Source organism: Streptomyces sp. NPDC019890, assembly GCF_044903445.1.
Classification (GTDB): domain Bacteria; phylum Actinomycetota; class Actinomycetes; order Streptomycetales; family Streptomycetaceae; genus Streptomyces.
The window spans coordinates 621,910-647,493 of record NZ_JBJDQK010000001.1 but is presented as its reverse complement, the minus strand read 5'-3'; the positions used below and the strand labels follow the sequence as shown (position 1 = coordinate 647,493).

The 25,584-nt window shown below is 70.0% G+C and carries 27 protein-coding genes; 9 read left to right on the top strand and 18 right to left on the bottom strand.

Annotated features, from left to right (window positions below):
- Positions 1-71: 71 nt before the first annotated feature.
- Positions 72-2,339, bottom strand: a complete 2,268-nt coding sequence (locus ACI2LP_RS02880) for an MMPL family transporter (protein WP_404722744.1) — start codon at positions 2,337-2,339, stop codon at positions 72-74.
- Between the two features lie 371 nt (positions 2,340-2,710).
- Here ACI2LP_RS02880 and ACI2LP_RS02875 point away from each other — a divergent pair, with 371 nt between their 5' ends.
- From ACI2LP_RS02875 to ACI2LP_RS02860, 4 genes are all read left to right on the top strand, one after another.
- Positions 2,711-3,910 (top strand): S8 family peptidase, encoded by a 1,200-nt coding sequence (locus tag ACI2LP_RS02875; protein ID WP_404722743.1) that lies wholly within the window; start codon positions 2,711-2,713, stop codon positions 3,908-3,910.
- Positions 3,911-3,987: 77 nt separating this feature from the next.
- A complete protein-coding gene (locus ACI2LP_RS02870; protein ID WP_404722742.1) occupies positions 3,988-4,536 on the top strand; it encodes a DUF1697 domain-containing protein in 549 nt (182 codons plus the stop codon).
- Entirely contained in the window at positions 4,529-4,933 is a 405-nt protein-coding gene (locus ACI2LP_RS02865; protein WP_404722741.1) for a DUF4440 domain-containing protein, read from the top strand. Before ACI2LP_RS02870 ends, ACI2LP_RS02865 begins: the two co-directional genes overlap by 8 nt.
- A gap of 144 nt (positions 4,934-5,077) precedes the next feature.
- Complete coding sequence (locus ACI2LP_RS02860; RefSeq protein ID WP_404722740.1) at positions 5,078-5,650, top strand: TIGR03086 family metal-binding protein; 573 nt, start codon at positions 5,078-5,080, stop codon at positions 5,648-5,650.
- Between the two features lie 34 nt (positions 5,651-5,684).
- On the opposite strand, the gene ACI2LP_RS02855 is transcribed toward ACI2LP_RS02860, so the two are convergent.
- The 14 genes from ACI2LP_RS02855 to ACI2LP_RS02790 all read right to left on the bottom strand — a co-directional run bounded on the left by ACI2LP_RS02855 (position 5,685) and on the right by ACI2LP_RS02790 (position 19,158).
- Positions 5,685-6,422, bottom strand: coding sequence for a sirohydrochlorin chelatase (locus tag ACI2LP_RS02855; RefSeq protein WP_404722739.1), 738 nt, complete (start codon positions 6,420-6,422; stop codon positions 5,685-5,687).
- A gap of 8 nt (positions 6,423-6,430) precedes the next feature.
- Positions 6,431-7,336 carry an ABC transporter permease gene (locus tag ACI2LP_RS02850; protein ID WP_404722738.1) on the bottom strand — a complete coding sequence of 302 codons (906 nt, stop codon included), beginning with the start codon at positions 7,334-7,336 and terminating at the stop codon, positions 6,431-6,433.
- Positions 7,323-8,114 carry an ABC transporter ATP-binding protein gene (locus ACI2LP_RS02845; RefSeq protein ID WP_404722737.1) on the bottom strand — a complete coding sequence of 264 codons (792 nt, stop codon included), beginning with the start codon at positions 8,112-8,114 and terminating at the stop codon, positions 7,323-7,325. Before ACI2LP_RS02845 ends, ACI2LP_RS02850 begins: the two co-directional genes overlap by 14 nt.
- A gap of 36 nt (positions 8,115-8,150) precedes the next feature.
- Entirely contained in the window at positions 8,151-9,260 is a 1,110-nt protein-coding gene (locus tag ACI2LP_RS02840; protein WP_404722736.1) for an aliphatic sulfonate ABC transporter substrate-binding protein, read from the bottom strand.
- 219 nt (positions 9,261-9,479) lie between these two features.
- Positions 9,480-10,835 carry a sulfate adenylyltransferase subunit 1 gene (locus ACI2LP_RS02835; RefSeq protein WP_404722735.1) on the bottom strand — a complete coding sequence of 452 codons (1,356 nt, stop codon included), beginning with the start codon at positions 10,833-10,835 and terminating at the stop codon, positions 9,480-9,482.
- Positions 10,836-10,837: 2 nt separating this feature from the next.
- Positions 10,838-11,776, bottom strand: coding sequence for a sulfate adenylyltransferase subunit CysD (gene cysD, locus ACI2LP_RS02830; protein WP_404722734.1), 939 nt, complete (start codon positions 11,774-11,776; stop codon positions 10,838-10,840).
- Positions 11,773-12,345, bottom strand: a complete 573-nt coding sequence (gene cysC / locus ACI2LP_RS02825; protein WP_404722733.1) for an adenylyl-sulfate kinase — start codon at positions 12,343-12,345, stop codon at positions 11,773-11,775. Before cysC ends, cysD begins: the two co-directional genes overlap by 4 nt.
- The gene (locus tag ACI2LP_RS02820) at positions 12,327-13,025 is read right to left on the bottom strand and encodes a phosphoadenylyl-sulfate reductase (protein ID WP_404722732.1); all 699 of its coding nucleotides are present in this window, start codon (positions 13,023-13,025) and stop codon (positions 12,327-12,329) included. Before ACI2LP_RS02820 ends, cysC begins: the two co-directional genes overlap by 19 nt.
- Positions 13,022-13,201 carry a hypothetical protein gene (locus tag ACI2LP_RS02815; RefSeq protein ID WP_404722731.1) on the bottom strand — a complete coding sequence of 60 codons (180 nt, stop codon included), beginning with the start codon at positions 13,199-13,201 and terminating at the stop codon, positions 13,022-13,024. The genes ACI2LP_RS02820 and ACI2LP_RS02815 overlap by 4 nt, the downstream gene beginning before the upstream one ends.
- On the bottom strand, positions 13,198-14,892 hold the full coding sequence (locus tag ACI2LP_RS02810) for a nitrite/sulfite reductase (protein ID WP_404722730.1): 1,695 nt from the start codon (positions 14,890-14,892) through the stop codon (positions 13,198-13,200). The genes ACI2LP_RS02815 and ACI2LP_RS02810 overlap by 4 nt, the downstream gene beginning before the upstream one ends.
- Before the next feature lie 114 nt (positions 14,893-15,006).
- Positions 15,007-15,090: a putative leader peptide gene (locus ACI2LP_RS02805; RefSeq protein ID WP_313904670.1), complete on the bottom strand. Its 84-nt coding sequence runs from the start codon at positions 15,088-15,090 to the stop codon at positions 15,007-15,009.
- Positions 15,091-15,197: 107 nt separating this feature from the next.
- A complete protein-coding gene (locus tag ACI2LP_RS02800; RefSeq protein WP_404722729.1) occupies positions 15,198-15,764 on the bottom strand; it encodes a GNAT family N-acetyltransferase in 567 nt (188 codons plus the stop codon).
- A gap of 193 nt (positions 15,765-15,957) precedes the next feature.
- Entirely contained in the window at positions 15,958-17,235 is a 1,278-nt protein-coding gene (locus ACI2LP_RS02795; RefSeq protein ID WP_404722728.1) for a GAF domain-containing protein, read from the bottom strand.
- A gap of 288 nt (positions 17,236-17,523) precedes the next feature.
- Entirely contained in the window at positions 17,524-19,158 is a 1,635-nt protein-coding gene (locus tag ACI2LP_RS02790) for an acyl-CoA dehydrogenase family protein (protein WP_404722727.1), read from the bottom strand.
- Positions 19,159-19,175: 17 nt separating this feature from the next.
- Between ACI2LP_RS02790 and ACI2LP_RS02785 the strand changes: the two genes are divergently transcribed.
- Entirely contained in the window at positions 19,176-20,321 is a 1,146-nt protein-coding gene (locus ACI2LP_RS02785) for a YihY/virulence factor BrkB family protein (RefSeq protein WP_404722726.1), read from the top strand.
- A 78-nt stretch (positions 20,322-20,399) separates the two neighbouring features.
- On the top strand, positions 20,400-21,143 hold the full coding sequence (locus tag ACI2LP_RS02780) for a DUF6597 domain-containing transcriptional factor (protein WP_404722725.1): 744 nt from the start codon (positions 20,400-20,402) through the stop codon (positions 21,141-21,143).
- Here the strand turns inward: ACI2LP_RS02780 and ACI2LP_RS02775 are convergent.
- Positions 21,083-21,475, bottom strand: a complete 393-nt coding sequence (locus tag ACI2LP_RS02775; RefSeq protein ID WP_404722724.1) for a VOC family protein — start codon at positions 21,473-21,475, stop codon at positions 21,083-21,085. The genes ACI2LP_RS02780 and ACI2LP_RS02775 overlap by 61 nt on opposite strands.
- A gap of 146 nt (positions 21,476-21,621) precedes the next feature.
- On the opposite strand from ACI2LP_RS02775, the gene ACI2LP_RS02770 reads away from it, so the two are divergent.
- Both ACI2LP_RS02770 and ACI2LP_RS02765 read left to right on the top strand, forming a co-directional pair.
- Positions 21,622-22,344 carry a response regulator transcription factor gene (locus ACI2LP_RS02770; RefSeq protein WP_404722723.1) on the top strand — a complete coding sequence of 241 codons (723 nt, stop codon included), beginning with the start codon at positions 21,622-21,624 and terminating at the stop codon, positions 22,342-22,344.
- Between the two features lie 5 nt (positions 22,345-22,349).
- Positions 22,350-23,471, top strand: coding sequence for a sensor histidine kinase (locus tag ACI2LP_RS02765; protein WP_404722722.1), 1,122 nt, complete (start codon positions 22,350-22,352; stop codon positions 23,469-23,471).
- A 72-nt stretch (positions 23,472-23,543) separates the two neighbouring features.
- Here ACI2LP_RS02765 and ACI2LP_RS02760 read toward each other — a convergent pair whose 3' ends face one another.
- Together ACI2LP_RS02760 and ACI2LP_RS02755 are read right to left on the bottom strand one after the other, a co-directional pair.
- Entirely contained in the window at positions 23,544-24,335 is a 792-nt protein-coding gene (locus ACI2LP_RS02760; RefSeq protein ID WP_404722721.1) for a CbtA family protein, read from the bottom strand.
- A gap of 20 nt (positions 24,336-24,355) precedes the next feature.
- The gene (locus tag ACI2LP_RS02755; protein ID WP_360869036.1) at positions 24,356-24,571 is read right to left on the bottom strand and encodes a CbtB domain-containing protein; all 216 of its coding nucleotides are present in this window, start codon (positions 24,569-24,571) and stop codon (positions 24,356-24,358) included.
- A 272-nt stretch (positions 24,572-24,843) separates the two neighbouring features.
- On the opposite strand from ACI2LP_RS02755, the gene ACI2LP_RS02750 reads away from it, so the two are divergent.
- On the top strand, positions 24,844-25,440 hold the full coding sequence (locus ACI2LP_RS02750) for a histidine phosphatase family protein (RefSeq protein ID WP_404722720.1): 597 nt from the start codon (positions 24,844-24,846) through the stop codon (positions 25,438-25,440).
- Positions 25,441-25,584 lie beyond the last annotated feature (144 nt).

The following is a 25,584-nucleotide window of genomic DNA, read 5'->3' as shown; positions in this document are numbered from 1 at the left end:
TACGCCCGTAGGGCGTAGGGGGAGGGTTCGGGGCGGAGCCCCGACACCGGGCCCCGCCCGCTCACCCCTCGTCAGACCCGCACCGGGTCCGGGCGGTCGTCGTCGTGGCGTGGTCCCGCCACCGGGGCCGGAGCCGCCGCGGACTCGTCGTGCGTCAGATCCGGCAGCCACCGCAGCCACTTCGGGAAGTACCAGTTCTTGTCGCCCAGCAGCGCCATGATCGCCGGCAGCAGCACCCCGCGGATGACCGTCGCGTCGATCAGGACCGCCGCCGCGAGGCCGACGCCCATCTGCTTCATCGACTGCATCGACAGCGTGCCGAAGATCGCGAACACCGCGACCATGATGACCGCCGCGCTCGTCACCACGCCCGCCGTCGTCACCACGCCATGGGTGATCGCGTCCCGCGTGTCACGCCCCTGAACCTTCGCCTCGCGGATCCGGGACACCACGAACACGTGGTAGTCCATCGAGAGCCCGAACAGGATCACGAAGAGGAACAGCGGCAGCCACGTGATGATGGCGCCCACGCCCTCCGCGCCGACCAGCGACGCTCCCCAGCCGTGCTGGAAGACCGCGGTGAGAATGCCGTACGCCGCACCCACCGACAGCAGGTTGAGCACGATCGAGGTGATCGCGATCGTCAGCGACCGGAACGACAGCAGCATCAGGATGAAGGCGAACACCACCACAAAGGCGAAGACGGGTGTCACGGCCCCGGTGAGCTGGTCGTTGAAGTCCTTCGAGCCCGCGACCTGACCGGTGATCGGCGCCTGCAGCCCGTCGATCTTGCCGAGTGTCGCCGGACGAACCTCCTTGCGCAGGATGTCCAGGCTCTTCTCCGCCTTGTCCTGGTCGGAGCCGCCCACCAGCGGTACGTATACAAATGCGATGCCCTGCGCGTCGTGCCGGACCACTTCGACGGGCCCCCGGGACGCGCCCGAACTCACCGCCTGCTTACGGAAGTCGTCGATCCCCTGCTTCACCGGCCCCGCGTTGATGTCGTCCGCCTTGACGATGACCACCGCCGGGTCCGCACCGCCCGGGAACGCCTCATTGATCCGCCCGTAGGTCGCCACGATCGGCACCGAGTCGCCGAACTCCTGGTCCAGCGTGAGGTTCTGCGTCTTCATGCCGAGCGCGGGCAGCGCGATGGCGACCAGCGCTCCCGCGGCCACCACCAGCGACACCGCGGGACGCTTCAGTACGCCACCGAGGACCCGGGTCCACACGCGGCTGCCGCTGTCGGTGCCGTTCCCGGCGCGCTTCTTGCGGTTCAGGAAGGGGATGCGCCCCTTCTCCACCCGCTCGCCGAGCAGCGAAAGCAGCGCCGGCAGCACCGTTACCGAGCCCACCATCGCCACGGCCACCACGATCAGCGAGGCCAGGCCCATCGACTCGAAGGTGCCGATGCCGGTGAAGAGCATGCCGGCCATCGCCACGCACACCGTCACACCGGAGACGATGACGGCCCGGCCACTGGTCGCCGCGGCGATCTGCATCGCGGTGTGCGCGTCGTGACCCGCGGCCCGTTCCTCGCGCTCGCGCCGCAGATAGAACAGGCAGTAGTCGACGCCGACCGCCAGACCCACCAGCAGCATCACGGAGCTCGCGCTGTCGCTCATCGGCTGGAAGTGGCTGACGACGCCCATCAGCCCCGTCGTCGCCATGATCGCGGTGATGGCCAGAGCTACCGGCAGCAGTGCCGCCACCAGGGCGCCGAAGGCGATCAGCAGAATGCCGAGCGCGACCGGCACCGCCGAGAGCTCCGCCTGCTGGAAGTCGTCGCCGAACGCGTCGTCGAAGGTCTTTCGCATACTGGCGCCGCCGATCTCCTCGATCCGCAGCTCCTTGTGCCGGTCCTGGACCGTGGCAACGGCCTTGAGCACCGGCTCGATCCGGTCACCCGCCGTCTCGGGGTCCCCGCGCACATCGAACTGGACGAGCGCGCTGCGTCCGTCCTTCGAGATGCTCTTGGTGTCGTACGGAGACGTCACCGCGGTGACCGCACCCGTGTCGCCGACCGCCTTGACCACCTCGTCGACGGCCTTGCGGAATCCCGCGTCGGTGGCTTTCACCGAGCCGTTGCGCGCCTGGACGAGTACCGTCTCGCCGGCCGGCTCCTCGACTCCCGCCTTCGCTGTGATCTTCGCGGCCTGGGTGGTCTCACCCTTCAGCTGTTCGTCGTCCTTGAGCTTGACGGTGCCCACAGCCGAACCGGCCACCATGGCAAGAAGGACGAACAGCACCCAGATCCCCACGGCGGCCCAGCGGTGCTGCGCGCTCCATCCGCCTGCCCGCGCGGCTACTCCGCGCGGGCCCCCTCCTGCTTTCCCCATGACAGCCTTGCCCCTCGAGCGTGACGTCGGTCAGGCACCGTCGTCTCCGTTAAGAAACTAAGGGCACATTCAGGCCGTCTCCTCCTGCTCGCCGGTGACCTCTCAGGTGGGTCTCTACTCCTTTGGGACCGGTCGCATCCCCGAAAAGAAGGATGGAAGCCCCTTACATCTAAAGGTGGTTGGGGGGTGAAGTCGGATTTGTGGGGTCCTGGCCGATTTCTTATTACGAAACCTTGTTGAGTAAGTCACAGCTGTATGAAGGTCTTGATCTGCGCGCGTCAATCGGTCAGGGTTTCGAGTCGGCCCGCGGAATTTTTTCGTCCGCGAGCCATTCCCCCCACAAAAACTGAATGACGAGGAGTCCCCTCTTCATGGCAACTCACAAGCGCGCGAGCAGGATCAAGCTGACCGCGGCCATAACTGCCGTGGCTGCCGCAGCCGGAGTGACCGTACTCGGCACGTCCTTCGCGGGAGCCGCGACTCCCGCCGAGGGCACTGTCTACGGCGCGAACGCCGAAGGCGCCGTCGCCGGCAGCTACATCGTGATGCTGGACCAGAAGGCCGACAAGCAGGACCTGGCCGAGGAGTACGGCGGCAAGCTGCAGCGCAACTACAGCTCCGCCATCAACGGCTTCTCCGCCAGCGGCCTTTCGGAGACCGAGGCCAAGCGCCTCGCCGCCGACCCGGCCGTCGCCAAGGTCGTCCAGAACAAGAAGTTCTCGATCAACGAAACCCAGGACAACCCGCCGTCGTGGGGCCTGGACCGGATCGACCAGGCCGACACCGCAGGCGACAAGAAGTACACCTACCCGGACAGCGCCGGTGAGGGTGTGACGGCGTACGTCATCGACACCGGAGTCCGCATCTCGCACAAGGACTTCGGCGGCCGCGCGGCGCACGGCTTCGACGCCGTCGACAACGACGACTCCGCCGACGACGGCAACGGTCACGGCACCCATGTCGCGGGCACCATCGCCGGGTCCACGTACGGTGTCGCCAAGAAGGCGAAGATCGTCGCCGTCCGCGTCCTCGACGACAACGGCTCCGGCACCACGGAGCAGGTCGTCGCGGGCATCGACTGGGTCACCAAGAACCACAAGGGCCCGTCCGTCGCCAACATGAGCCTCGGCGGCGGTGCCGACGAGGCGCTCGACGAGGCCGTCCGCAAGGCGATCGCGTCCGGCGTCACCTTCGCCGTCGCGGCGGGCAACGAGTCCACGGACGCGAGCCAGGGCTCTCCGGCGCGCGTCAAGGAGGCCATCACCGTCGCCTCCTCCACCGAGGACGACAAGCAGTCGGACTTCTCCAACTTCGGCGAGATCGTGGACATCTACGCCCCGGGCTCGGAGATCACCTCGGCCTGGAACGACAGCGACGAGGGCACCAAGACCATCTCCGGCACCTCGATGGCGACGCCGCACGTCGTCGGCGCCGCGGCGGTCTACCTCGGCGCCCACCAGGACGCGACCCCGGAGCAGGTGTCCAAGGCGCTGACCGACGGCGCCACGCCCGACAAGATCAGCAACCCCAGCGCGGGCACGCCCAACAAGCTGCTGAAGGTCGTCGAGTAACCCAGGGAGCGAGTCGCTGAGCCGGCGGTCGCCGTGCCCTCCCCCACGGGGCACGGCGGCCGCCTTAAGGTGTGCCGATGACCACGAGGTATGCGGCACTCCTGCGCGGGATCAACGTCGGTGGCCACAAGAAGGTCCCGATGGCCGAACTCCGCGAACTGCTGAAGGAACTGGGCCACGGTGACGTGGCCACGTATCTGCAGAGCGGCAACGCCGTCTTCTCCAGCGAGTCGGACGACGAGAAGGCACTCGGCAAGGCTCTGGAGCGGGCCGTCGAGAAGCGCTTCGGCTTCGCCGTCGACACTCTGGTGCGCAGCCATGAGTATCTGAGCGCGGTGGCCGACGACTGCCCCTTCCCGGCCGCGTCGCTGGAGGGCAAGCAGCTGCATGTCATGTACTTCTCGGAGCCCGTCGGCCCCGAGCGGCTCGCGTCGATCGACGCGGCGGCATTTGTGCCGGAGGAGTTCCGGCTCGGCGACCGCGCGCTGTATCTGTACGCGCCGAACGGCCTCGGCCGCTCCAAACTCGCGGAGGCGCTGGGGAAGCCGAGCCTGTTCAAGGGCATCGTCGCGACCAGCCGCAACTGGAACACCGTGGTGAAACTGGTGGAGCTGACACGTGACTGACCCCACGGAAGCCGTCAGCGCCGCCATGGAGGCGGAACTGAGCCTCCTCGACCCGGCGGTGCGCCTGTCGCCGGAACGACTGGCCGGCCTGCTCCACCCGGACTACCGGGAGTTCGGCACCTCGGGCCGGATCTGGGACCGCGACTCGATCATCGCGGCCCTTACCGGGCTCGACTCACCCTCGCCGCGGCCGGTCACCACCTCAGGTATGAAAGGCGCCCAGCTGGCGCCCGATGTGGTGCATCTGACCTTCGACACCGACTCGGGCACGCATCGGGCCCACCGCAGCTCCCTGTGGCGGCTGACGATGGACGGCTGGCTGCTCTATTTCCACCAGGGCACGCGGTTCACTGGCGAGGCCGGCGTCATCCAAGGGCTGTGGCGTCCTCATCGGTGAGCCGGACCGACGCCGCCCGCAGGTTCTCCTCCAGGTGTCCGAGAGACCCGGTGCCCGGCGTCGGACACAGCACAGGTGAACGGTGCAGCCCGCTGTCGCGTTCCTTCAAGACCGGCCGGGACCCCCGGGCATAGCTTCCGTGGCATGAACAGCATCCACTCGCACCTGACCGTCTGTGCCGCCGAAGCGGCCCGTGTCGCCCGCGGCGTCCGCGCCGAGTCGCTGTCCGAGCCCTCCGTCTGTGCGGACTGGAAGGTCCGGGACCTCGTCAACCACCTCGTCCTGTACTCCTCGTACGGCCTGGAGCACCGCGCGCTGCGCAAGCAGCTCCCCGAAGAGCTCACCCAGCGCGACTTCACCACGGACTCCGACTGGGCCGAGCGGTACGCCACCCAGCTCGACCGTGCCCTCGCCGCCTGGCAGGACCCGGCGGCCTGGGAGGGCGAGGTGGACCTCGGCTTCACGAAGATGCCGGCCTCCGAGATCGCCTCGCTCATCGTCAAGGAACTCGCCCTGCACGGCTGGGATCTGGCCCGCTCCACGGGCCAGGACTTCAAGGTGCCGGACGGGACGGGCGAGTTCGTCCTCGCTGTCGTCGAGGAACATGCCGAGGTCTATCGCCAGTACGAAGGCTTCGCGGACCCGGTGGCGACGGCGGACGGCGCGACGGCCTTCGAACGGGCGCTGGCGACGAGCGGGCGTGACCCGCAGGCATGAAGCCCCAGGCCCGGGCCCAGGCCCAGCCCCAGGCCTAGGCCGACGCCGCGACGAGCGTCCGCGTCCGCGCCTCGTCGTAGCGCTCCAGCAGCAGCCGCGCCACCTCCGGGGCTGGACCGAGGACGTCGGCCAGCACATCGGCGTCCCGGGCGCCCTGCGCGATGCGGTCCGGGAGACGGCCCGGCGCGATGACGTACGGAGCCACCGCCACCCGCTCGCAGCCCTCGGCCCGCAGTTGCCGCACGGCGTCCTCGGTGCGCGGAAGAGATGCGGAGGCGAACGCAGGCCGCACGGCGCACCAACCGGTGTGCCGCAGCTCCCGCGCGATTTCAGCGATCACTGCGATCGCCTCCGGGTCTGTTGAGCCCGTCGAGGCCAGGACCAGCCCCGTCGAGCGCTTCTGGGCCGGGCCGAGCCCGGCTTCGTACAGCCGCCGCTCCAGAGCGGAAAGGAGAAGCGGGGACGGGCCGAGCACCTCGGCCTGATGGATGCGCAGGACCGGGGGAGCGGCCCGCAGCACCGCGGGGATGTCGGCCTTGGCGTGGAAGGCGCGGGTCAGCAGCAGCGGCAGCGCCACCACGTCCCGTACACCCTCGGCCGCAAGACGCTCCAGCACCCTCGGCACGAACGGTGCGTTGAAGTCCAGGAAGCCCGTCTCCACGCGCAGCCCCGGCCGCAGCGACCGGGCACGCTCCACCAGGGCGTGCACGGTCGCGGCGTGCCGCGGGTCGCGGCTGCCGTGAGCGATGACGAGGAGGACGGGGTTGTGCATGAGGCGTCTCAGCTCTTGACCAGGAGACCGCGGCTGCGCAGCACCGACCGCTCCACCGGACTGAAGATCAGCAGGTCGATCGCGACGCCGACGATCAGGATGAGGATGATGGCGAGCAGCACGCCGGGCATGTCGGCGTTGTTGCGCCCGTTCTCCAGCAACTGGCCGAGACCCAGGCCCAGATCGGGCGAGGACGCGATGATCTCGGCGGCCATCAGGGAGCGCCAGGAGAACGCCCAGCCCTGCTTGAGGCCCGCCAGATAGCCGGGCAGCGCGGCCGGCATGACCACATGGCGAATGCCACTCAGACCGGTCGCGCCCAAGGTCCGGCCGGCCCGCAGGAACAGCGGCGGCACCTGGTCCACTCCGGAGACCAGCCCGTTGGCGATCGAGGGGACCGCACCGAGCAGGATCACCGCATACATCATCGAGTCGTTGAGGCCGAGCCAGATCACCGCCGGAGCCACCCAGGCGACCGAGGGCAGCGCCTGGAGACCGGAGAGGATCGGCCCGATCGCCGCGCGGACGAACTTCACCCGGGCGACGAGCAGTCCGAGCGGGGTGCCGATGGCGAGTGCGAACAGAAAGCCGAGCAGGCCGCGCGAGACGCTGGTCCAGACGACGTCGAGCAGCGTGCCCTGCGCCCACTGTTCGGCCGCGCTGTCCCACACCGCCGACGGGGCGGGCAGCTTGTAGTCCTCGGTGATCTTCGCCTCGACCAGCAGCTGCCAGACGACCAGCACGAGGGCTATCGCCAGGACGGGCGGCAGCACCTTCTGCAGCAGCACATGGCGCACCGGGGTGCGACTGACCTGTACCGCGTCCAGCGCGTCCAGTCCTGCTTCGAGGCCGGCGAGGTCGTCGGCCTTCGTGCCTGCCTTTGCGACGTCGTCGCGAACCTCAGTGCTGGCCATGGCGGCGGATCTCCCCACGCAGTTGTTCGGTGATCTCGACGGACAGCTCCGCGACCTCGGCGTCCTCGATGCGGCGCGGCTGCGGAATGTCCACGGTCCATTCCTGCGCGATCCGGCCCGGCCGGGAGGACAGCAGCACCACACGCTCGGCGAGCCGCACGGCCTCGCGGACGTTGTGGGTGACGAACAGGACCGAGACGTTCGTCTCGCGCCAGATCCGGGTCAGCTCGTCGTGCAGCACGTCCCGGGTGATGGCGTCGAGCGCGGCGAACGGCTCGTCCATCAGCAGCAGTTCGCTGTCCTGGGCCAGCGCACGGGCCAGCGCCACGCGCTGGCGCATACCGCCCGACAGCTCGTGCACCCGCTTGCCGTACGCGCCCTTCAGCCGTACGAGCTCCAGCAGCCGCTCGGCCTCGGTTCGGCGCTCCGTCTTCGCGACGCCGCGCAGCCGCAGCGCCAGCTCGATGTTCTTGCCCGCGGTCAGCCACGGGAAGAGGGCGTGTTCCTGGAACATCAGGGCCGGGCGCCCGCCCGGGGTCTCAATGCTTCCGGAGGTCGGCCTGTCCAGTCCTGCGACCAGATTGAGCAGGGTGGACTTGCCGCACCCGGAGGCTCCCAGGAGGGTGACGAACTCGCCCGGAGCGACATCGAGCGTGATGTCGTCCAGTACGAGCTGCGCTCCGGCGGGTCCGGCGAAGGACTTCGAGACATGCTCGATACGGGCGGCGTGCGACACCGCCGTGCCGCCGTCGGCAGCCTTGACGATTGTGGATGCCATGGTCGTCACCTCCTGGGAACGGTCCGGATTCGCTGCTTACTTGACGCCGAGACCGGCGTCGGCGACCTCGGGCTGCCCTGCGGCCTTGAGCACCTTGTTGAGGAGCGTGAGGTCGTAGATGCCCTTCAGGTCGGGATCCTTGAGCAGACCGGAGGCGACCGAGTGCTGCGCCTGCGTGTTCAGCGTGGCGGCCAGCGGGTCATCGGTGATCTGGATGCTCGGCCAGGCCAGGTCGATGACCTTGGCAGGGAGCTCCTTGCCGGTCTCCTTCTTCAGGGCGGCGTTGGCCGAGGCCTTCGCCTTGTCCGGGTTGGCGTTGATCCACGCGTTGGTCTTCACCGTGCCGCGCAGTACGGCCTCGACGACGTCCGGGTGCTCCTTGAGGAAGCTCTGCTTGACGATGATGTTCGTGATCACGAACTTCTTGCCGGGCCACAGGGTGGACTCGTCGAGCAGCACCTTGCCGCCCTCGGCGACCAGCTTGGACGCGGTCGGCTCCGGCACCCAGGCGCCGTCGATGGAGCCGGACTTGTAGGCGTCCGGGGTCACCTTGTTGTCCGTGCGGACCACGGAGACGTCGCCCTTGCCGCTCTGGGCGTCGACCTTCCAGCCCTTCTCGGAGATCCAGTTGAGGAAGGCCACATCCTGGGTGTTGCCGAGCTGCGGGGTGGCGATCTTCTTGCCCTTGACGTCGTCCAGGGTCTTGATCTTGTCCGGGTTGACGACGAGCTTCACGCCGCCCGATGCGGAGCCGGAGATGATCCGCAGGTTCTGGCCCTTGGCCTTGGTGTAACCGTTGATGGACGGCGATGGGCCGATGAAGCCGATGTCGATGCTGCCCCCGTTGAGGGCCTCGATCTCGGACGGGCCGGCGTTGAACGCCTGGGGGGCCACCTTGGTGCCGCCCAGCTCCTTCGCGATGAGGCCCTCCTGGAGGCCCACCAGAGCCGTGGCGTGCGTGAGGTTCGGGAAGTAGCCGATCTTCACGGTGTCGGCGGAGAGCTTCTCACCCTTGGCGGCGGGAGCGACGTTGTCGTCCTTCTTGGCCTCGGAGCCGTAGCCGCAGGCGGTGAGCGCCACGGCGAGCAGCGGAAGGGCGGCGGCAGCGGCGAGACTGCGGCGCAGGTTCGTACGGTTGGCAGGCACGGGAGGCGTTTCCTCTCGGAGGCCCGGTTCTTGCGTCACGTCGGACGCGGCCGGGGTGTCGGCGGTCTTCGTTTGTGCAGGGTGCGGGGGGTGAGGGCGCGCAGGCAGTGCGCGTACGTCATCGCGCACATCGCGCCACCCCGCCCGTGCCCGCGCCGAGGGCGCCGCTGCCGACGCGGCCGCCCTCCTTCGCGAACGTCGCGTAGAAGTCCGTGGTCATCAAAAGTCCCAGCCGTCGTCGTCGGTCTCGTCCTTGACCGGCTCGGGGCTCGCGAAGGACTCGCCGACCATGCCCGCGGTGAGCGTGGTGCCGTCGGCCGGGTCGATCAGGATGAACGAGCCGGTGCGGCGGGAGTCGGCGTACGAGTCGAGCGGCAGCGGCTCGGCGGTACGGATCTTGACGCGGCCGATGTCGTTGGCGACCAGCTGCCCGGGGTGCGGGTGCAGGGACAGGTCGTCGAGGGTCAGCCGGGACGGGATGTCCTTGACGATCGCCTTGACCGTGCGGGTGCCGTGCTTGAGCAGCACCCGGTGGCCGACGGTGAGCGGCTGGTCGGCGACATGGCAGACGGTCGCCTCGACGTCCTGGGTGGTCGCGGGCGCGTCCTTGCTCGGCACGATCAGGTCGCCGCGCGAGATGTCGATGTCGTCCTCCAGCAGGAGAGTCACCGACTGCGGGGTCCAGGCGACGTCGACCCGCTTGCCCAGCAGGTCGATCCCGGCGAGCTTCGTGGTGCGGCCGGACGGCAGCACGGTCACGCTCTCGCCGACCCGGAACGTGCCGGCCGCGATCTGGCCTGCGTAGCCCCGGTAGTCGGGGTGCTCGGCGGTCTGCGGGCGGATTACGTACTGCACGGGAAGGCGCGCGTGGCAGTGGGCCAGGTCATGGCTGACCGGCACGGTCTCCAGGTGCTCCAGGACCGTGGGGCCGCCGTACCAGTCCATGTTCGCTGAGGCGTCCACCACGTTGTCACCGGCGAGCGCCGAGATCGGGATCGCGGTGATCTCAGGGACGCCGAGTTCGGAGGCGTACGCCGTGAACTCCTCGGCGATCGCGGCGAAGACGGACTCCTTGTAGTCGACGAGGTCCATCTTGTTCACGGCGAGGACGACGTGCGGGACGCGCAGCAGCGCGGCGACGGCGGCGTGGCGGCGGGTCTGCTCGATGACGCCGTTGCGGGCGTCCACGAGGACGACGGCCAGGTCGGCGGTCGAGGCGCCGGTGACCATGTTCCGCGTGTACTGCACATGGCCGGGGGTGTCGGCCAGGATGAACCGGCGTCGCGCGGTCGCGAAGTACCGGTACGCCACGTCGATGGTGATGCCCTGCTCGCGCTCTGCGCGCAGGCCGTCGGTGAGGAGAGCGAGGTCGGGGGCGTCCTGGCCGCGGCTCTGGGAGACGCGCTCGACGGCCTCCAGCTGGTCCGTCAGGACCGACTTGGAGTCGTGCAGCAGCCGCCCGACAAGGGTGGACTTGCCGTCGTCGACAGAGCCCGCGGTGGCGAAGCGCAGCAGGGTGGTCGCCGACAACTGCTCGACCGACAGCGGCTCGGTGGGTTCGGTGGTGCTCGTCATGACTAGAAGTACCCCTCGCGCTTGCGGTCTTCCATCGCGGCCTCGGACATCTTGTCGTCGGCGCGGGTCGCGCCCCGCTCGGTGAGACGCGACGCGGCGATCTCGGCGATGACGGCGTCCAGCGTGGTCGCGTCGGAGTCGACGGCACCGGTGCAGGACATGTCGCCGACCGTGCGGTAGCGGACGCGCCGCTTCTCGACGACCTCGTTCCCGCGCGGGCCGCCCCACTCACCGGCGGTCAGCCACATGTTGGCCCGCTTGAAGACCTCACGCTCGTGCGCGAAGTAGATCTGGGGCAGGTCGATGTTCTCGCGGGCGATGTACTGCCAGACGTCCAGCTCGGTCCAGTTGGACAGCGGGAAGACGCGCACATGCTCGCCCGGCGCGTGCCGGCCGTTGTAGAGCTGCCACAGCTCGGGGCGCTGGCGGCGCGGGTCCCACTGCGAGAACTCGTCCCGCAGCGAGAACACCCGCTCCTTGGCGCGCGCCTTCTCCTCGTCCCGGCGGCCGCCGCCGAACACCGCGTCGAAGCGGTGGTGCTGGATGGCCTCGGTCAGAGGCACGGTCTGCAGCGGGTTGCGGGTGCCGTCGGGACGCTCGCGCAGCTTTCCGCTGTCGATGTAGTCCTGCACGGAGGCCACATGGAGCCGCAGCCCATGTGCGGCCACCACGCGGTCGCGGTACTCCAGCACCTCGGGGAAGTTGTGCCCGGTGTCGACATGCAGCAGCGAGAAGGGGATCGCGGCGGGCGCGAACGCCTTCAGCGCGAGATGCAGCATGACGATCGAGTCCTTGCCGCCGGAGAAAAGGATCACCGGCCGCTCGAACTCGCCCGCCACCTCACGGAAGATGTGCACCGCCTCGGACTCCAGAGCGTCCAGGTGCGACAGGGCGTACGGGCTGTCGGTGCCTTCGCTCACTACGTTGACGCTGGTCGTCATGCCAGACCCCTCTCGGTGAGCAGCGCATGCAGCGCCGACGCGGACTCCTGAACGCTCTGCTGGTGCGACTCGATCCGCAGATCCGGGTTCTGCGGCTCCTCGTACGGGTCGTCGACACCGGTGAGACCGCTGATCTCGCCGGCCGCCTGCTTGGCGTACAGACCCTTCACATCGCGTACGGAGCAGACCTCCACCGGAGTCGCGACATGCACCTCCACATACGGCGTGCCCTCAGCGGCGTGGCGCTTGCGCACAGCCTCGCGGCTGTCCTCGTACGGGGCGATCACCGGGACCAGCGCCTTGACGCCGTTGGACGCCAGCAGTTCGGCCACGAAGCCGATCCGCTGCACATTGGTGTGCCGGTCCTCGCGGCTGAAGCCGAGGCCCGCGGACAGGAACTCGCGGATCTCGTCGCCGTCGAGCACCTCGGTGCGGTGGCCGTCGGCGCGCAGCCGCTCCGCCAGCTCGTAGGCGATGGTGGTCTTGCCCGCGCTCGGCAGACCGGTGAGCCAGATGGTGGCCCCAGTCACGTGCTTGTCTCCCAGAATCGTCATCCGTGCAGCCCGCATTCGGTCTTGCCGCGCCCGGCCCAGCGGCCGGCCCGGGCATCCTCGCCCTCCAGCACCCGGCGGGTGCAGGGCGCGCAGCCCACGGAGGCGTAACCGTCCATCAGCAGCGGGTTGGTGAGGACGCCGTGCTCGGCGACATACGCGTCCACGTCGTCCTGCGTCCAGCGGGCGATCGGCGAGATCTTGACCTTCTGACGCTTCTCGTCCCAGCCGACGACCGGGGTGTTCGCCCGGGTCGGGGACTCGTCACGGCGCAGACCCGTCGCCCATGCGTCGTACGCGGTCAGTCCCTCCTCAAGGGGCTTGACCTTGCGCAGGGCGCAGCACAGGTCGGGGTCGCGGTCGTGCAGCTTCGGGCCGTACTCGGCATCCTGCTCGGCCACCGACTGGCGGGGCGTGAGCGTGATGAGGTTGACGTCCATCACGGCCTCGACGGCGTCCCGGGTCCCGATGGTCTCGGGGAAGTGGTAGCCGGTGTCGAGGAAGACGACGTCCACGCCGGGCAGTACACGGGAGGCGAGATGGGCGACCACCGCGTCCTCCATCGAAGAGGTGACGCAGAAGCGCGGACCGAACGTGTCGGCCGCCCACTTCAGGATCTCCAGTGCGGAGGCGTCCTCGAGGTCCCGCCCTGCCTGCTCGGCGAGCTCCCGCAGATCTGTTGCCTGAGTGGTTGTCATGTCTCGTTCCCTCCACCGTCGGTGCGCTGAAGTCCCCGGGTCAGCAGCCCGAGGAACTTCAACTGGAAGGCTCGATTGCAGGCTGCGCATTCCCACGCGCCGTGGCCCTGCTCGTTGGGACGCAGGTCCTCGTCGCCGCAGTACGGGCAGTAAAAGGGCGCGGCACGCTCGCTCACGACAGCGCCTCCTCGGACGCGCGAGCGGCCCAGGTGGCGAAGCGCTCGCCGTCCTCGCGTTCCGCCTGGAAGCGCTTGAGCACCCGCTCGACGTAGTCCGGAAGCTCATCGGCGGTCACCTTCAGACCGCGGACCTTGCGTCCGAAGCCGGGCTCCAGGCCGAGCGCGCCCCCCAGGTGCACCTGGTAGCCCTCGACCTGCTCGCCCTTGTCGTCCAGGACCAGCTGGCCCTTGAGACCGATGTCCGCGACCTGGATACGGGCGCAGGCGTTGGGGCAGCCGTTGATGTTGATGGTGATCGGCTGGTCGAACTCGGGGATGCGGCGCTCGAGTTCGTCGATCAGCGAAGCGCCACGTGCCTTGGTCTCGACGATCGCCAGCTTGCAGAACTCGATACCGGTGCAGGCCATCGTGCCCCGGCGGAACGGCGACGGATTGACCTGAAGGTCCAGCGCCTCGAGACCGGAGACGAGCGAGTCGACCTGTGCCTCGTCGACATCCAGCACGATCATCTTCTGCTCGACGGTGGTGCGCAGCCGGCCCGAGCCGTGCGCGGCCGCCAGCTCGGCGATCTTGGTGAGCGTGGCGCCGTCCACCCGTCCGACGCGCGGCGCGAACCCGACGTAGAAACGTCCGTCCTTCTGCCGGTGCACACCGACGTGGTCGCGCCACTCCTGTACGGGCTGCTCCGGGGCGGGTCCGTCCACCAGCTTGCGCTGAAGGTACTCGTCCTCAAGGACCTGGCGGAACTTCTCCGCGCCCCAGTCGGCGACCAGGAACTTCAGCCGGGCGCGGGTGCGCAGCCGGCGGTAGCCGTAGTCGCGGAAGATGGAGATGACGCCCTCGTACACGTCGGGCACCTCGTCGAGAGGAACCCAGGCGCCCAGCCGCACACCGATCTTGGGGTTGGTGGAGAGCCCGCCACCCACCCACAGGTCGAAGCCGGGGCCGTGCTCGGGGTGGTTCACGCCGACGAAGGCGATGTCATTGATCTCGTGCGCGACATCCAGCAGCGGCGACCCGGAGATCGCGGACTTGAACTTGCGCGGCAGGTTGGAGAAGTCCTTGTTGCCGATGATGCGGCGGTGGATCTCGTCGACGGCGGGGGTGCCGTCGATGATCTCGTCCTCGGCGATCCCGGCGACGGGCGAGCCGAGGATGACGCGGGGAGTGTCACCGCAGGCCTCGGTCGTCGAGAGACCGACCTCTTCGAGCCGCCGCCAGATCTCCGGGACGTCCTCGATCCGGATCCAGTGGTACTGGACGTTCTGCCGGTCGGTGATGTCGGCGGTGCCGCGCGCGAACTCCTGCGAGATCTCGCCGATGACCCGCAGCTGCTCGGTGGTCAGCCGGCCACCGTCGATACGGACGCGCAGCATGAAGTACTTGTCGTCCAGCTCCTCCGGCTCCAGAATCGCCGTCTTGCCGCCGTCGATACCGGGCTTGCGCTGGGTGTAGAGCCCCCACCAGCGCATCCGGCCGCGCAGGTCGGCGCCGTCGATCGAGTCGAAGCCACGGTGCGCGTAGATCGTCTCAATGCGTGTCCGCACATTGAGACCGTCGTCGTCCTTCTTGGTCTGCTCGTTGGCGTTCAGCGGCGTCATATGGCCAACAGCCCACTGGCCCTCGCCGCGGTGGCGTCCGGCCTTGCGGCGGGGCGTGGCGAGGGCGGGCTTTTCGGTGGCGGCCATGGGTGTACGTCCTTCGAGACTGCAGGAGGGCGGCTCTGAGCTGCACACTCGCGCTGAGGCGCGGCGGTGCGCAGGGGGATTGGGGGGTGCAGAATGCTCGGCTGTGCTGGGCTGTCAGCAGGCCGGACAGATGGCGCTGGACATGCGGCCGAGATCGACGTGTCGCCGACTCACCAAGGCAATTCCAGTTCCAGACATGACGGAAGCGTGTCACGGCGATCCGATGACAGTCCACCGCTATCCACAATGTGGACAACACTGTCCCGCATCGCGAGACGGTGTGTTGTCCGTCACTCAGCTCCGCTTCAGCGGTGGGCGCCGGGCCAGGGTCCGGGCGTGGGAGTCTCGATCTCCTCTTCCACCTTGGTGTCGAAGACGGTGAAGCCGCGCCGCAGATAGTTGTCCATGGCGTGCGGGCCGTCCTTGGAGCAGGTGTGCAGCCAGACCCGCTTCGTCGGCGGCAGCGCCGGCCAGCGCTCCCCGAGGTCCCATGCCCTGGCGACTGAGTACGACAGGAGATGACCGCCGATCCGGCGGCCCCGGAAGGAGGGGATCAGCCCGAAGTAGACGATCTCGACAGAGCCCCCGTCCTGCGCCTGAAGCTCCACATAGCCCGCCGGGGTGCCCTTCTCGTACACCACCCAGGTCTCGGTGCCCGGCCTGGCGAGGTCCTGCTCCCACTGCGCGTAGGTCATGCCGAGCCGGTCGTTCCAGTGGATGTCGCCACCGACGGCCGTATACAGAAACCGGCTGAACTCGGGCGAGGGCAGCTCGGCGCGGACGATGCGCAGATCTCCGCCGGGCTCGGCGGCAGGCCGCTGATCCGCGGGCGAGGTCTGTTCCAGGGACCAGGTCGTGACAGTGATGCTCATGAGCCCCAGGGAATCATGACGTCACGATCCGGCCAATGCCGAGCCTCGGTTCACTCGGCGTCGGGGGCGAGTACCCGGCTTCCGGGTGCGGGCCGGCCGGGCCGGGCCGGGGTCATCGGCACCGGGTGCGGGCCGGGCGCCCACGGCATGCGGCGTGCCCGGCCCCTTGGGCGTCAGTGCGCGTCGGTGCGCGTCAGTCCGCTTCCCCGCGGGCGGTCCGTACCGCCGGGGCCATGGAGTCGGGGAGCAGGGCGGCAGGCTGTTCCGGACGGACCAGTTCCACCTCCACCTCCTCGGTGAAGCGGTACGGGCGGTGAGCGAGTACCTGGGCCAGATGACGCCGCAGGCGCGACATCTCGGCCCGTACCGTCACCGTCCGTGTCGGGTCCCCGAAGACGTCCTGCGCCAGTTGCGCGGCGCTGCGCCCGTCCCGGTGCACGGCCAGGACGTACAGCAGCTCGGCATGGCGGGGGCTGAGCTCCTTCACCCAGCTGCCCGCCTCGCCCGACACCGTGAGCGACGGAGGCCGCGGCCCGCTCAGATCGAGCACGACGCGGGTCGCGGTCGCGGAGTGCTCCGTCACCCGCAGCAGCCAGCCGCCGGGCAGTGGCTCGGCCGTGCACATGCCGAGCGTCGGCAGCCAGAGCAGGCCGGAGCCGATGGACTTCGGCAGCGCAAGACGCCCGGGCGGCTGCATGCCGATCACCGCGGCCGGCCAGCCGTTCACATCCACCGCCAGCGCCCGGCCGGTCAGCCGGCCGAGCAGCGGCGACGCCACGCTGCGCAGCCTGTCGAGCGCCGCGAAGTGCCGGTTGCGCAGCTCGGCCTCCGCGAGCCGGGTGACCGACGTGACGAGCGTGAGCGTCGCCGGGTGCATCGCGGACAGCGGCCCGCTGACGTCGACAACGCCGATCAGCCGCCCGTCGCGGGGGTCCGTGACCGGAGCCCCGGCGCAGGTCCAGGTGTGATGGCTGGAGACGAAGTGCTCGGCGGAGTGCACCTGCACCGGCCGCCGGGACACCAGCGGAGTGCCCACGCCGTTCGTGCCGACCTGACCCTCGTTCCAGTCGGCGCCGAGTACGAAGCCGTGCGAGTCGCCCTTGCGCAGCACGCTCGACTTGCCCTCGCGCCACAGCAGCCGCCCCTCGGGGTCGGCCACCACCATGATGTGCTGCGCCGAGTCCGCGATCGAGACCAGGCCGTCCCGCAGCACGGGCAGCAGCTCCCGCAGCGGCGAGGCGTGCCTGCGGCGCTCTATCTCCTCCAGCGGCAGCAGCCCTGCCCTGCGGTCCCGGTCCGGATCCATACCGCCGCGCAGCAACCGCTGCCACGACTCCTCGATGTCCGCGCGCGGGCCGACGCGCGAACGGCGGCCGCTGAGCGCCGCATCCCGTACCCCCTTCAGCAGGCGGGTTGCCTCCGCGGTGTCCATGGCGGCGAGCCTGGCCATGTCGAGCGTTGTGTTCTGCACTGGGGTCCTCCTGGCGACGCCAGCGTCCAAAGCGGGGGGGCTGGCTCAATCCTGCCCCTCTCCGCCTGCCTTGCGTGGTGATACGGCAGACAAGGCTGCAACCCTTTGCAACCCTCGCGAACGCGCGTGCGTGTGTACGAAAGTGACGGTGCGCCGGTTCGCCGGTGAGTCATGCGCCGCACTGCCCGCACTGCCGGGTGCATGACGGAGCGCGGGGTGGTGCCGTGTCGGCGCAGCACCACCCCGACATTCACCAGGGGTCTCGGGCGGATGTCTCAGACAGGGGTGTCAGACCTCCGCCCGCGCCCGCTCCACGACCGACGCCAGATCGAGCGTGTGCGGCAGCGTCCCGAAGGCCGTGCCCCAGTCACGCCCCAGCCGTGACGCGCAGAACGCGTCCGCGACCTCCGGCGGCGCCCAGCGCACCAGCAGCGAGCCCTGCAGTACCAGCGCCATCCGCTCCACCAGCCGGCGCGCCCGCGCCTCGATGCCGTTCAGATCGGCCAGCTCGGTCAGCAGGTCCTTGATCGCCCCGTCCAGCCGGTGATCGGCCCCGCGGGCCTTGCCGACCTCCTGGAGGAAGGCGTTCAGCGCCTGCGGCTCCCTCTGGAGCGCGCGCAGGACATCCAGCGCCTGGACATTGCCCGAGCCCTCCCAGATCGAGTTGAGCGGCGACTCACGCAGCAGCCGCGGCAGCCCCGACTCCTCGACGTAGCCATTGCCGCCCAGACACTCCAGGGCCTCCGCCACCGTCGGCGTACACCGTTTGGTCACCCAGTACTTGGCGGCGGGCACCGCGAGACGCAGAAAGGCCCGCTCCTCCTCCGTATCGGCGTCGTACGCGGCGGCGAGCCGCAGCCCCAGCGTCGTCGCGGCCTCCGACTCCAGCGCCAGATCGGCCAGTACGTTGCGCATCAGCGGCTTGTCGATCAGCAGCCCGCCGAACGCGCTGCGGTACGCACTGTGGTGGATCGCCTGCGCCACCGCCTGGCGCATCAGCGCGGCCGACCCGATGACACAGTCCAGCCGGGTCGCCGCCACCATCTCGATGATGGTGCGCACCCCACGCCCCTCGTCGCCGACCCGGCGCGCCCACGTCCCGTCGAACTCGACCTCGCTCGACGCGTTCGACTTGTTGCCCAGTTTGTCCTTGAGCCGCTGGATCCGGAACACGTTCCTGGTCTCGTCCTCCAGCACCCGCGGCACCAGGAAGCAGGTCAATCCTCCGGCCGCCTGGGCGAGTACCAGAAAACCGTCACTCATCGGAGCGGAACAGAACCACTTGTGACCGGTGAGCAGATACTCCTCGTCCCCGGCGAGCGGCTCGGCCCGCGTCGAGTTCGCCCTGACGTCGCTGCCGCCCTGCTTCTCCGTCATCCCCATCCCGAACAGGGACCCCGCCTTCACCGCGGCCGGCCGCAGCCCCTCCTCGTACACCTGCGAGGTCAGCCGCGGCTCCCACTCGGCCGCCAGCGCCGGGTCCGTACGCAGCGCGGGCACCGAGGCGTGCGTCATCGAGACCGGACAGCCGTGCCCGGCCTCCGCCTGCGTCCAGACCAGGAACCCGGCCGCACGCCGTACATGGCCGGCCGGCCGGCCCCAGGCGTTGGTCAGCCCGGAGGCGACGGCCTTGCCGAGGAGCCGGTGCCAGGCCGGATGGAAGTCCACCTCGTCGATCCGGTTGCCGTAGCGGTCGTGGGTCTTGAGTTGCGGCGGATTCTCATTGGCCTGCGTGCCCCACTCCTGGGCCTGGGCGGAGCCGGCGGTGGTGCCGAGCCCGGAGAGCTCCTGCTGTGCCTCGTCGAGGAGTTCGGGCGCGACATGCCGTTCCACGGCCTCCGTCAGAGCCCGGTCGCCGGAGTAGACGTCGTACCCCACCAGGGGCGGAGCCTGGTTGGTCACTGTGTGGGTGGTAGCTGCCATGCCGATACGGTAAGGAGGTGCAGGCAGCAAATGAAACACCCGAGCGGCCATCGGGCCGACTCCACCGGGCCCGAGTCCTCTACCGCAACGTCTCCAAGCGGAAGATGGCATGGCTGCTGCTGAAGGACACGGTCAACTCGTGCATCGAGTATCGCATCCTGGGCCTCGCGGCCGAGGCGGCGTTCTTCACGCTGCTGTCGTTGCCGCCACTGCTGCTCGGCATGATCGGCCTCCTCGGGTATGTCGACGGCTGGACGAACACCAACACCGTCGCCTCCATCGAGGAGAACATCCTCAACGCCGCCCGCACGGTCCTGTCCGACCGGGGCGTCCACGACATCGCCGAACCGCTCCTGACGGACGTCACCAAGGGCAAGCGGCCCGAGCTCATCTCCATCGGCTTCGCCATCGCGCTCTGGTCGGGATCGCGGGCGGTGAACGTCTTCATCGACACCATCACCGTGATGTACGGACTCGACGGGCAGCGGGGCATCGTCAAGACCCGGCTGCTCGCCTTCCTCCTCTACATCGTCGCGCTGCTGATCGGCGCGGTGGTGCTGCCGCTGGCGGTGGTCGGTCCCGACCGGGTGGTGGAGCTGCTTCCCTGGGGCACGGAAGTCGTCGCCGTCCTGTACTGGCCGGTGGTGATCCTGCTCTCGATCGCCTTCCTGACCACGCTGTATCACGTGTCGGTCCCCGTCCGGTCGCCGTGGATCGAGGACGTGCCGGGCGCGCTGGTGGCACTCGGCATGTGGGTCCTCGGCAGCTTCCTGCTGCGCATCTACCTCACCAGCACGGTCGAGGGCCCGACGATCTACGGCTCGCTGGCCGCGCCCATCGCCGTCCTGCTGTGGATCGGGATCTCCGCGTTCGCGGTCCTGGTGGGCGCGGCGGTCAACGCGGCGATCGACCGCGTCTGGCCGTCGGTGGCCACGGCGGCGGCACGCGCGGCGAATGAGCGCGCGCGGGCCGCGCATGCGGCGCTGCTCGTGGCACGGACCGAGGCGGTCAGGGTTTTCGGGGAAGGCGAGTCCGAGGACGAGGAGGGCGGCGGGGACATGCCGTCGGAGTTCCCGGAGCGGTGGTCGCGCTTCCTGCCGCCGGACGATGTGAAGTCGAGGCTGCACACGGGTCGGGAGCACGGCAAGGAGACGAAGGAGTAGGGGGCGGGGGAAGGGCCGGCGCAGGGCGGCCGATCCGGATCAATGCCGCGGTGTACGGAAGCGATTAGCCTCGCTGTCATGTACGAGGAACGGGCGTCGCTGCTCGAAGGCGCCGTCGTCTGGACCCGGACGGAGGACGCCACGGCCGCCCGCACAGGTGCGGTACGCCCGGTCCTGCCCGACGGCTGTATGGACCTGCTCTGGACCGACGGCCGCCTCCTCGTGGCCGGACCGGACACTCATGGGTACGTCCCCGATGTATGGGGCGTGCGGTATGTGGGCGTGCGTTTCGCGCCCGGCACCGCGCCCGCCTTCCTCGGCGTACCGGCGCACGAGCTGCGTGACCGGCGGGTGGACCTTTCCGATCTGTGGGGCGCGGCCGAGGCGCGCCGCCTCACCGAGCGCATCGACGAGGCCGCGGACCGGGTGGCGGGACTGGAGGCGCTGGCGCTGCACAGGGCGGCGGCGGCCGGACCGCCGGACCCGCTGCTGGCCGAGGTGGTCCGTCGCCTGGACGCGGGCGGCACGGTCGCAGGCGCGGCCGACGCGGTCGGTCTCGGCGCCCGCCAGCTGCACCGCCGTTCCCTGGACGCCTTCGGGTACGGGCCCAAGACGCTGGCCCGGGTGCTGCGGCTGCAGCGGGCGCTGACGCGCGTACGGGACGGTGTGCCGTACGCCGAGGCAGCGCTCGGCGCGGGCTGTGCCGACCAGGCGCATCTCGCCCGTGAAATGCGCGATCTGGCCGGAATCACGCTCGGGACCTATGCGGCGTTGGCGAACAGCGACACGGCGCAGCCGTCGGGGTCCAGAACGAGCGCGTAACGCTGTCCCCAGTCGGCGTCCCAGGGCTCGAGGTGCCCTTTGTATCCGGCGCCGGTCAGCTCGGCGTAGACCGAATCCACCTCGGCGGGGCTGTCGCAGAGGAAGGCGAGCCCCACACGTTCGCCACCGGTGGGCCTTGCCCACTCGGGGTCGAAGGAGCGGATGGTCTCCTCGGTGTCCCACAGCACGCGCAGCCCGCTGGGAAGCGTGGCCTCGGCGTGGGGCGCGGTGTCGGCGTCGGCCGGGATGTCCAGGCCGAGGCGGCGGTAGAAGGCGAGAGAGGTGGCCATGTCGGCGACGACGAGGCCGATCGCGTCGAGTCGTGGAGTCATGACCTCACCGTAGGCAGAGCCGGGACCTGCGGTCTTGAACGAATCGGACGTCCTCGGTCCTGCCGGATCCGGTTCTCGGGGGGCGTCACAGTTTCGTAAGGCGGTCCGGGCCGTGGACCGCGTGCCGTTCAGAGGACACTGGCGATATGCACAACATTCTGGTCGTCGACGACGATCCGACCGTCGCCGAAGTCGTCACCGGCTATCTGGAGCGCGCCGGCTTCAGCGTGGACCGGGCCGCCGACGGGCCCCAGGCGCTCCGCCTCGCCGCCGACCGCGCGCCGGATCTGGTCGTCCTCGATCTGATGCTGCCGGGCATGGACGGCCTTGAGGTGTGCCGCAGGCTCCGGGCGGGCACGCTCGCCGCCGTACCGGTGATCATGCTGACCGCGCGCGGCGACGAGGACGACCGGATCCTCGGGCTCGAAATCGGGGCGGACGACTATGTGACCAAGCCGTTCAGCCCGCGCGAGCTGGTGCTGCGTGTCGAGTCCGTGCTCCGCAGGGGCGGCGCGGCGGCCGAGCGGCGGGCCGGGCCACGGCTGGCCGCGGCGGGCATCGTGCTCGACCCGGCGGCGCGGCGGGCCACCAAGGACGGGCATGAACTGGGCCTGACCCTACGGGAGTTCGACCTGCTCGCGCATCTGATGCGGCACCCGGGGCAGGCGATCGGCCGGGAGCGGCTGATGCAGGACGTATGGGGCTGGGAGTTCGGCGATCTGTCCACCGTCACCGTCCATGTACGGCGGCTGCGCGGCAAGATCGAGGACGATCCGGCCAGGCCGCGGCTGATCCAGACGGTGTGGGGCGTGGGCTACCGCTTCGACGTGCCGCAGGACCGGAGCGCGCTGCCGCGGGAAGAGGCCTGATCATCGTGAGCGACATGCTTCTCATCGCCCTGTTCGCCTTCCTCGGGGCCGGCGCCGTCGGCCTCGTCGGCGCGCTGGTCCTGCGCCTGCTGCGCCACCGGTCCGTTGCCGTCTCCCTCACCGTCGTCGCCGCCGTCGCGGTCACCGCCATGCTCGCCGGAACCCTCGCCGTCGCCCAGGCCATGTTCCTGTCCGCGCACGACCTGACCGTGGTCACCACCGTCGTCGCGATGGCGGCGGTCGTATCGCTCGCCACCGCGCTGCTCCTCGGGCGCTGGGTCGTCGCGCGCAGCCGCGAACTCGCGCTGGCGGCACGCTCGTTCGGCGACGGCGGATCCTTCGCCGCCCCCGACGGCGCGTCCACCGCCGAACTGGCCGCCCTCAGCCGCGAACTCGCCGCCACCAGCGACCGGCTCGCCGAGTCCCGCGAACGTGAACGCGCCCTGGAGACTTCCCGCCGCGAGCTCGTCGCCTGGATCTCGCACGACCTGCGCACCCCGCTGGCGGGGCTGCGCGCGATGTCCGAGGCCCTGGAGGACGGCGTCGTCCAGGAGCCGGAGCGCTACTTCCGCCAGATCCGCACCGAGGTCGACCGCCTCAACTCCATGGTCGGCGACCTCTTCGAGCTCTCCCGCATCCACGCGGGCACCCTGGCTCTCACCCCGACCCGGATGTCGGTGTACGACCTGGTGGGGGAGGCGCTGGCAGGCGTGGACCCGCTCGCGCGCGAGCACGGCGTACGCCTCGTGGGCGACCGGGTGGAGCAGGTCCCGGTCGAGGTGGACGGCAAGGAGATGACCCGCGTCCTGGCGAACCTTCTGGTCAACGCGATCCGCCGAACGCCTGCCGACGGCACGGTCGCCGTCGCCGCGGAGCGCCGCGAGGACCGAGTGGTCCTCTCCGTCACGGACGGCTGCGGCGGCATCCCCGAGGACGACCTGCCGCGCGTCTTCGACACCGGCTGGCGCGGCACCCAGGCCCGTACGCCCCCGGCCGGCGCGGGTCTTGGCCTCGCCATCGTCCGCGGCATCGTCGAGGCGCACGCCGGGCACGCCGACGTACGCAATGTCACGGGCGGCTGCCGCTTCGAGGTGTCGCTGCCCGCCGCTGCTACCCAGAGCGGCTGAGATCGGCTGAGATCACATGCGAGAGCCCGCCGGGGATGCCCCGGCGGGCTCTCGCAGTGGTGGCGCTGTGCGTCAGCTCGCGGCAGCGGTCGTACGCGAGGCCGTGCCCGTCCCCTCGGCAGCCGTGTCCTTTCCTTCGGATGCCGTGGCGGCGCCCGGCGTCAGGAGCCGCTCGGCGAGGTGGCCGAAGGCCAGCCCGAACAGGGCCCAGAAGGTCACCTGGACGGCAAGCGTGGCCACCCGGAACTCCCAGATCACGGTGGCCGGGAAGTCCTTCGGCACCTCGTTGAACGACGGCAGGAAGGCGAAGGCAAGACCGGTGGCGACCACGAATGCGGCCGTGGCGGCGGCGGTCGCATTCCAGTTGCCGAGCCGGGGAGCCAGCCGCTTGCCGAGGATCACCGCGGCGACCGCCAGCAGGACGCTGAGCAGGATCATCAGGAAGTACAGCGTTGTCCGTTGGCCGATCGTCTCCGGGTCACCGACGGCAGGCGGGTTCGGCGGGTACTTCAGATACGGCACGACGTACACGCTCAGCAGCGCGCCGAGCGCGACCAGCGCGGCCGTGGCGCGCGGCCCGAACCGGCCGATGCGGCCGAGCGCGACACAGAACGCGAGGGCGGCGATGCCGCCGATCGCGAGACCGAAGACCAGCACACCGGTGGCGAGGCCGGCCGTGGACTGCATGGCACGGCTGACGAGTTCCTCGCCGCCGTGCTCATGGCTGTGGGACTCCTCGAAGGCAATGGCGGCGTCCACCGGGGACTCGCCGAGCGTGTATGCGACGGCCAGCGCGAAGACACCCGCGATCAGGCCCGCGATCATGCCGCGGACCAGCAGGGCTCTGACAGATATGGAGTTCATGAGTCTTCCCCAGGGGTGTATCAGTGGCAGGGGAAGCCGAGCAGGTGGCGTCCGTCGTGGACCCACTCGTGCACGTTCTCACCGGAGATGACGGAGACTGCGCCCTGCTCGGCGCCGACGAAGTAGAGCAGAACCAGCATCAGAATGCCGAAGAAAAGTGCCCACGGGGCGATTGCCTTCAGCGAGATGGGGGTGATGACAGGTGCGGCGGTGGCGGGCGCGGCAGACTGTGCCATGGCAGAACCTCCTGGGGGAACACGCGTCCCGATCGTGGTGCCTGAGACGAAGGTGCTGGGTCTGACTTCCCGCGTTTCCCACAGGGGAACCTTGGTTCACAGTGGCGCGACCGTGCCGGATTCTCACCGGACTTCCGTCACACCGTCGTCATGTCCACGAGACCGTACCGCTTGCGGGCCCGCACCGCTACGGCGCACGGGCGCACGCCTGGGCGCCTGAACGGCCGTGATGTGCTTGCGTCATGGCCCACTTGGGGAGAGGAACGTACGCGATGACGGTACGGGTGATGTTGATCTCACCTGCGACGACCGCGGCGCTGCGGGAGGTCCGCTTCGCGGGCGACGGCCCGCTGGACGAGGCGGGGGTGCGCCGCGCCCGCGCCGCGGCGGGGGCGTTGCCGCGCGCGGACCGGGTCCTGAGCGGCCCGTCCGCGCGCTGCCGCGAGACGGCGGCGGAGCTGGGCGCGCAGGCGCAGGTCGCGGAGGAACTGGGCGACTGGGACATGGGCCGTTGGCGTGGACGCCGCCTGGAGGAAGTGAGCGCGAGCGAGCCCGAGGCGGTGTCCGCCTGGCTCTCGGACCCGTCGGCCGCGCCGCACGGCGGCGAATCGCTGGTGGCGCTGTGCGCCCGGGTGGGCGACTGGCTGGACTCGCTGGACGCGGGGCGGGTGCTGGCGGTGGTGGAGCCGACGGTGGTCCGGGCGGCTGTGGTGCGGGGCCTGGGGTTGGCGCCGGAGGTGTTCTGGCGCCTGGATGTGGCTCCGCTGACGCTGACGGAGCTGAGCGGGAGGGCGGGACGGTGGAACCTGCGGTGCGGGCGGCGGCTGGCACCGGAGGCGGGGCCTTCCTCCACCCCGCCCCTTCCCTGAACCGGGGCTCCGCCCCGGACCCCGCCTTCCGGGGGCTCCGCCCCGGGGAACAAGCCCGCCGCAGATGTCCAGGACCGCACACCCACCCGCCCCATCTCGTGAATGATGGCCCCGGCATGCCGCGAACCCTCCCTCCCCCCACCC

What these genes read in the sequence shown, in the direction of transcription:
- ACI2LP_RS02880 (WP_404722744.1), bottom strand. Translation starts at nt 2,339, where the DNA reads ATGGGGAAAGCAGGAGGGGGCCCGCGCGGAGTAGCCGCGCGGGCAGGC.
- ACI2LP_RS02875 (WP_404722743.1), top strand. Translation starts at nt 2,711, where the DNA reads ATGGCAACTCACAAGCGCGCGAGCAGGATCAAGCTGACCGCGGCCATA.
- ACI2LP_RS02870 (WP_404722742.1), top strand. Translation starts at nt 3,988, where the DNA reads ATGACCACGAGGTATGCGGCACTCCTGCGCGGGATCAACGTCGGTGGC.
- ACI2LP_RS02860 (WP_404722740.1), top strand. Translation starts at nt 5,078, where the DNA reads ATGAACAGCATCCACTCGCACCTGACCGTCTGTGCCGCCGAAGCGGCC.
- ACI2LP_RS02855 (WP_404722739.1), bottom strand. Translation starts at nt 6,422, where the DNA reads ATGCACAACCCCGTCCTCCTCGTCATCGCTCACGGCAGCCGCGACCCG.
- ACI2LP_RS02850 (WP_404722738.1), bottom strand. Translation starts at nt 7,336, where the DNA reads ATGGCCAGCACTGAGGTTCGCGACGACGTCGCAAAGGCAGGCACGAAG.
- ACI2LP_RS02845 (WP_404722737.1), bottom strand. Translation starts at nt 8,114, where the DNA reads ATGGCATCCACAATCGTCAAGGCTGCCGACGGCGGCACGGCGGTGTCG.
- ACI2LP_RS02835 (WP_404722735.1), bottom strand. Translation starts at nt 10,835, where the DNA reads ATGACGAGCACCACCGAACCCACCGAGCCGCTGTCGGTCGAGCAGTTG.
- cysD (WP_404722734.1), bottom strand. Translation starts at nt 11,776, where the DNA reads ATGACGACCAGCGTCAACGTAGTGAGCGAAGGCACCGACAGCCCGTAC.
- cysC (WP_404722733.1), bottom strand. Translation starts at nt 12,345, where the DNA reads ATGCGGGCTGCACGGATGACGATTCTGGGAGACAAGCACGTGACTGGG.
- ACI2LP_RS02820 (WP_404722732.1), bottom strand. Translation starts at nt 13,025, where the DNA reads ATGACAACCACTCAGGCAACAGATCTGCGGGAGCTCGCCGAGCAGGCA.
- ACI2LP_RS02810 (WP_404722730.1), bottom strand. Translation starts at nt 14,892, where the DNA reads ATGGCCGCCACCGAAAAGCCCGCCCTCGCCACGCCCCGCCGCAAGGCC.
- ACI2LP_RS02805 (WP_313904670.1), bottom strand. Translation starts at nt 15,090, where the DNA reads ATGTCTGGAACTGGAATTGCCTTGGTGAGTCGGCGACACGTCGATCTC.
- ACI2LP_RS02800 (WP_404722729.1), bottom strand. Translation starts at nt 15,764, where the DNA reads ATGAGCATCACTGTCACGACCTGGTCCCTGGAACAGACCTCGCCCGCG.
- ACI2LP_RS02790 (WP_404722727.1), bottom strand. Translation starts at nt 19,158, where the DNA reads ATGGCAGCTACCACCCACACAGTGACCAACCAGGCTCCGCCCCTGGTG.
- ACI2LP_RS02780 (WP_404722725.1), top strand. Translation starts at nt 20,400, where the DNA reads ATGTACGAGGAACGGGCGTCGCTGCTCGAAGGCGCCGTCGTCTGGACC.
- ACI2LP_RS02775 (WP_404722724.1), bottom strand. Translation starts at nt 21,475, where the DNA reads ATGACTCCACGACTCGACGCGATCGGCCTCGTCGTCGCCGACATGGCC.
- ACI2LP_RS02770 (WP_404722723.1), top strand. Translation starts at nt 21,622, where the DNA reads ATGCACAACATTCTGGTCGTCGACGACGATCCGACCGTCGCCGAAGTC.
- ACI2LP_RS02760 (WP_404722721.1), bottom strand. Translation starts at nt 24,335, where the DNA reads ATGAACTCCATATCTGTCAGAGCCCTGCTGGTCCGCGGCATGATCGCG.
- ACI2LP_RS02755 (WP_360869036.1), bottom strand. Translation starts at nt 24,571, where the DNA reads ATGGCACAGTCTGCCGCGCCCGCCACCGCCGCACCTGTCATCACCCCC.
- ACI2LP_RS02750 (WP_404722720.1), top strand. Translation starts at nt 24,844, where the DNA reads ATGACGGTACGGGTGATGTTGATCTCACCTGCGACGACCGCGGCGCTG.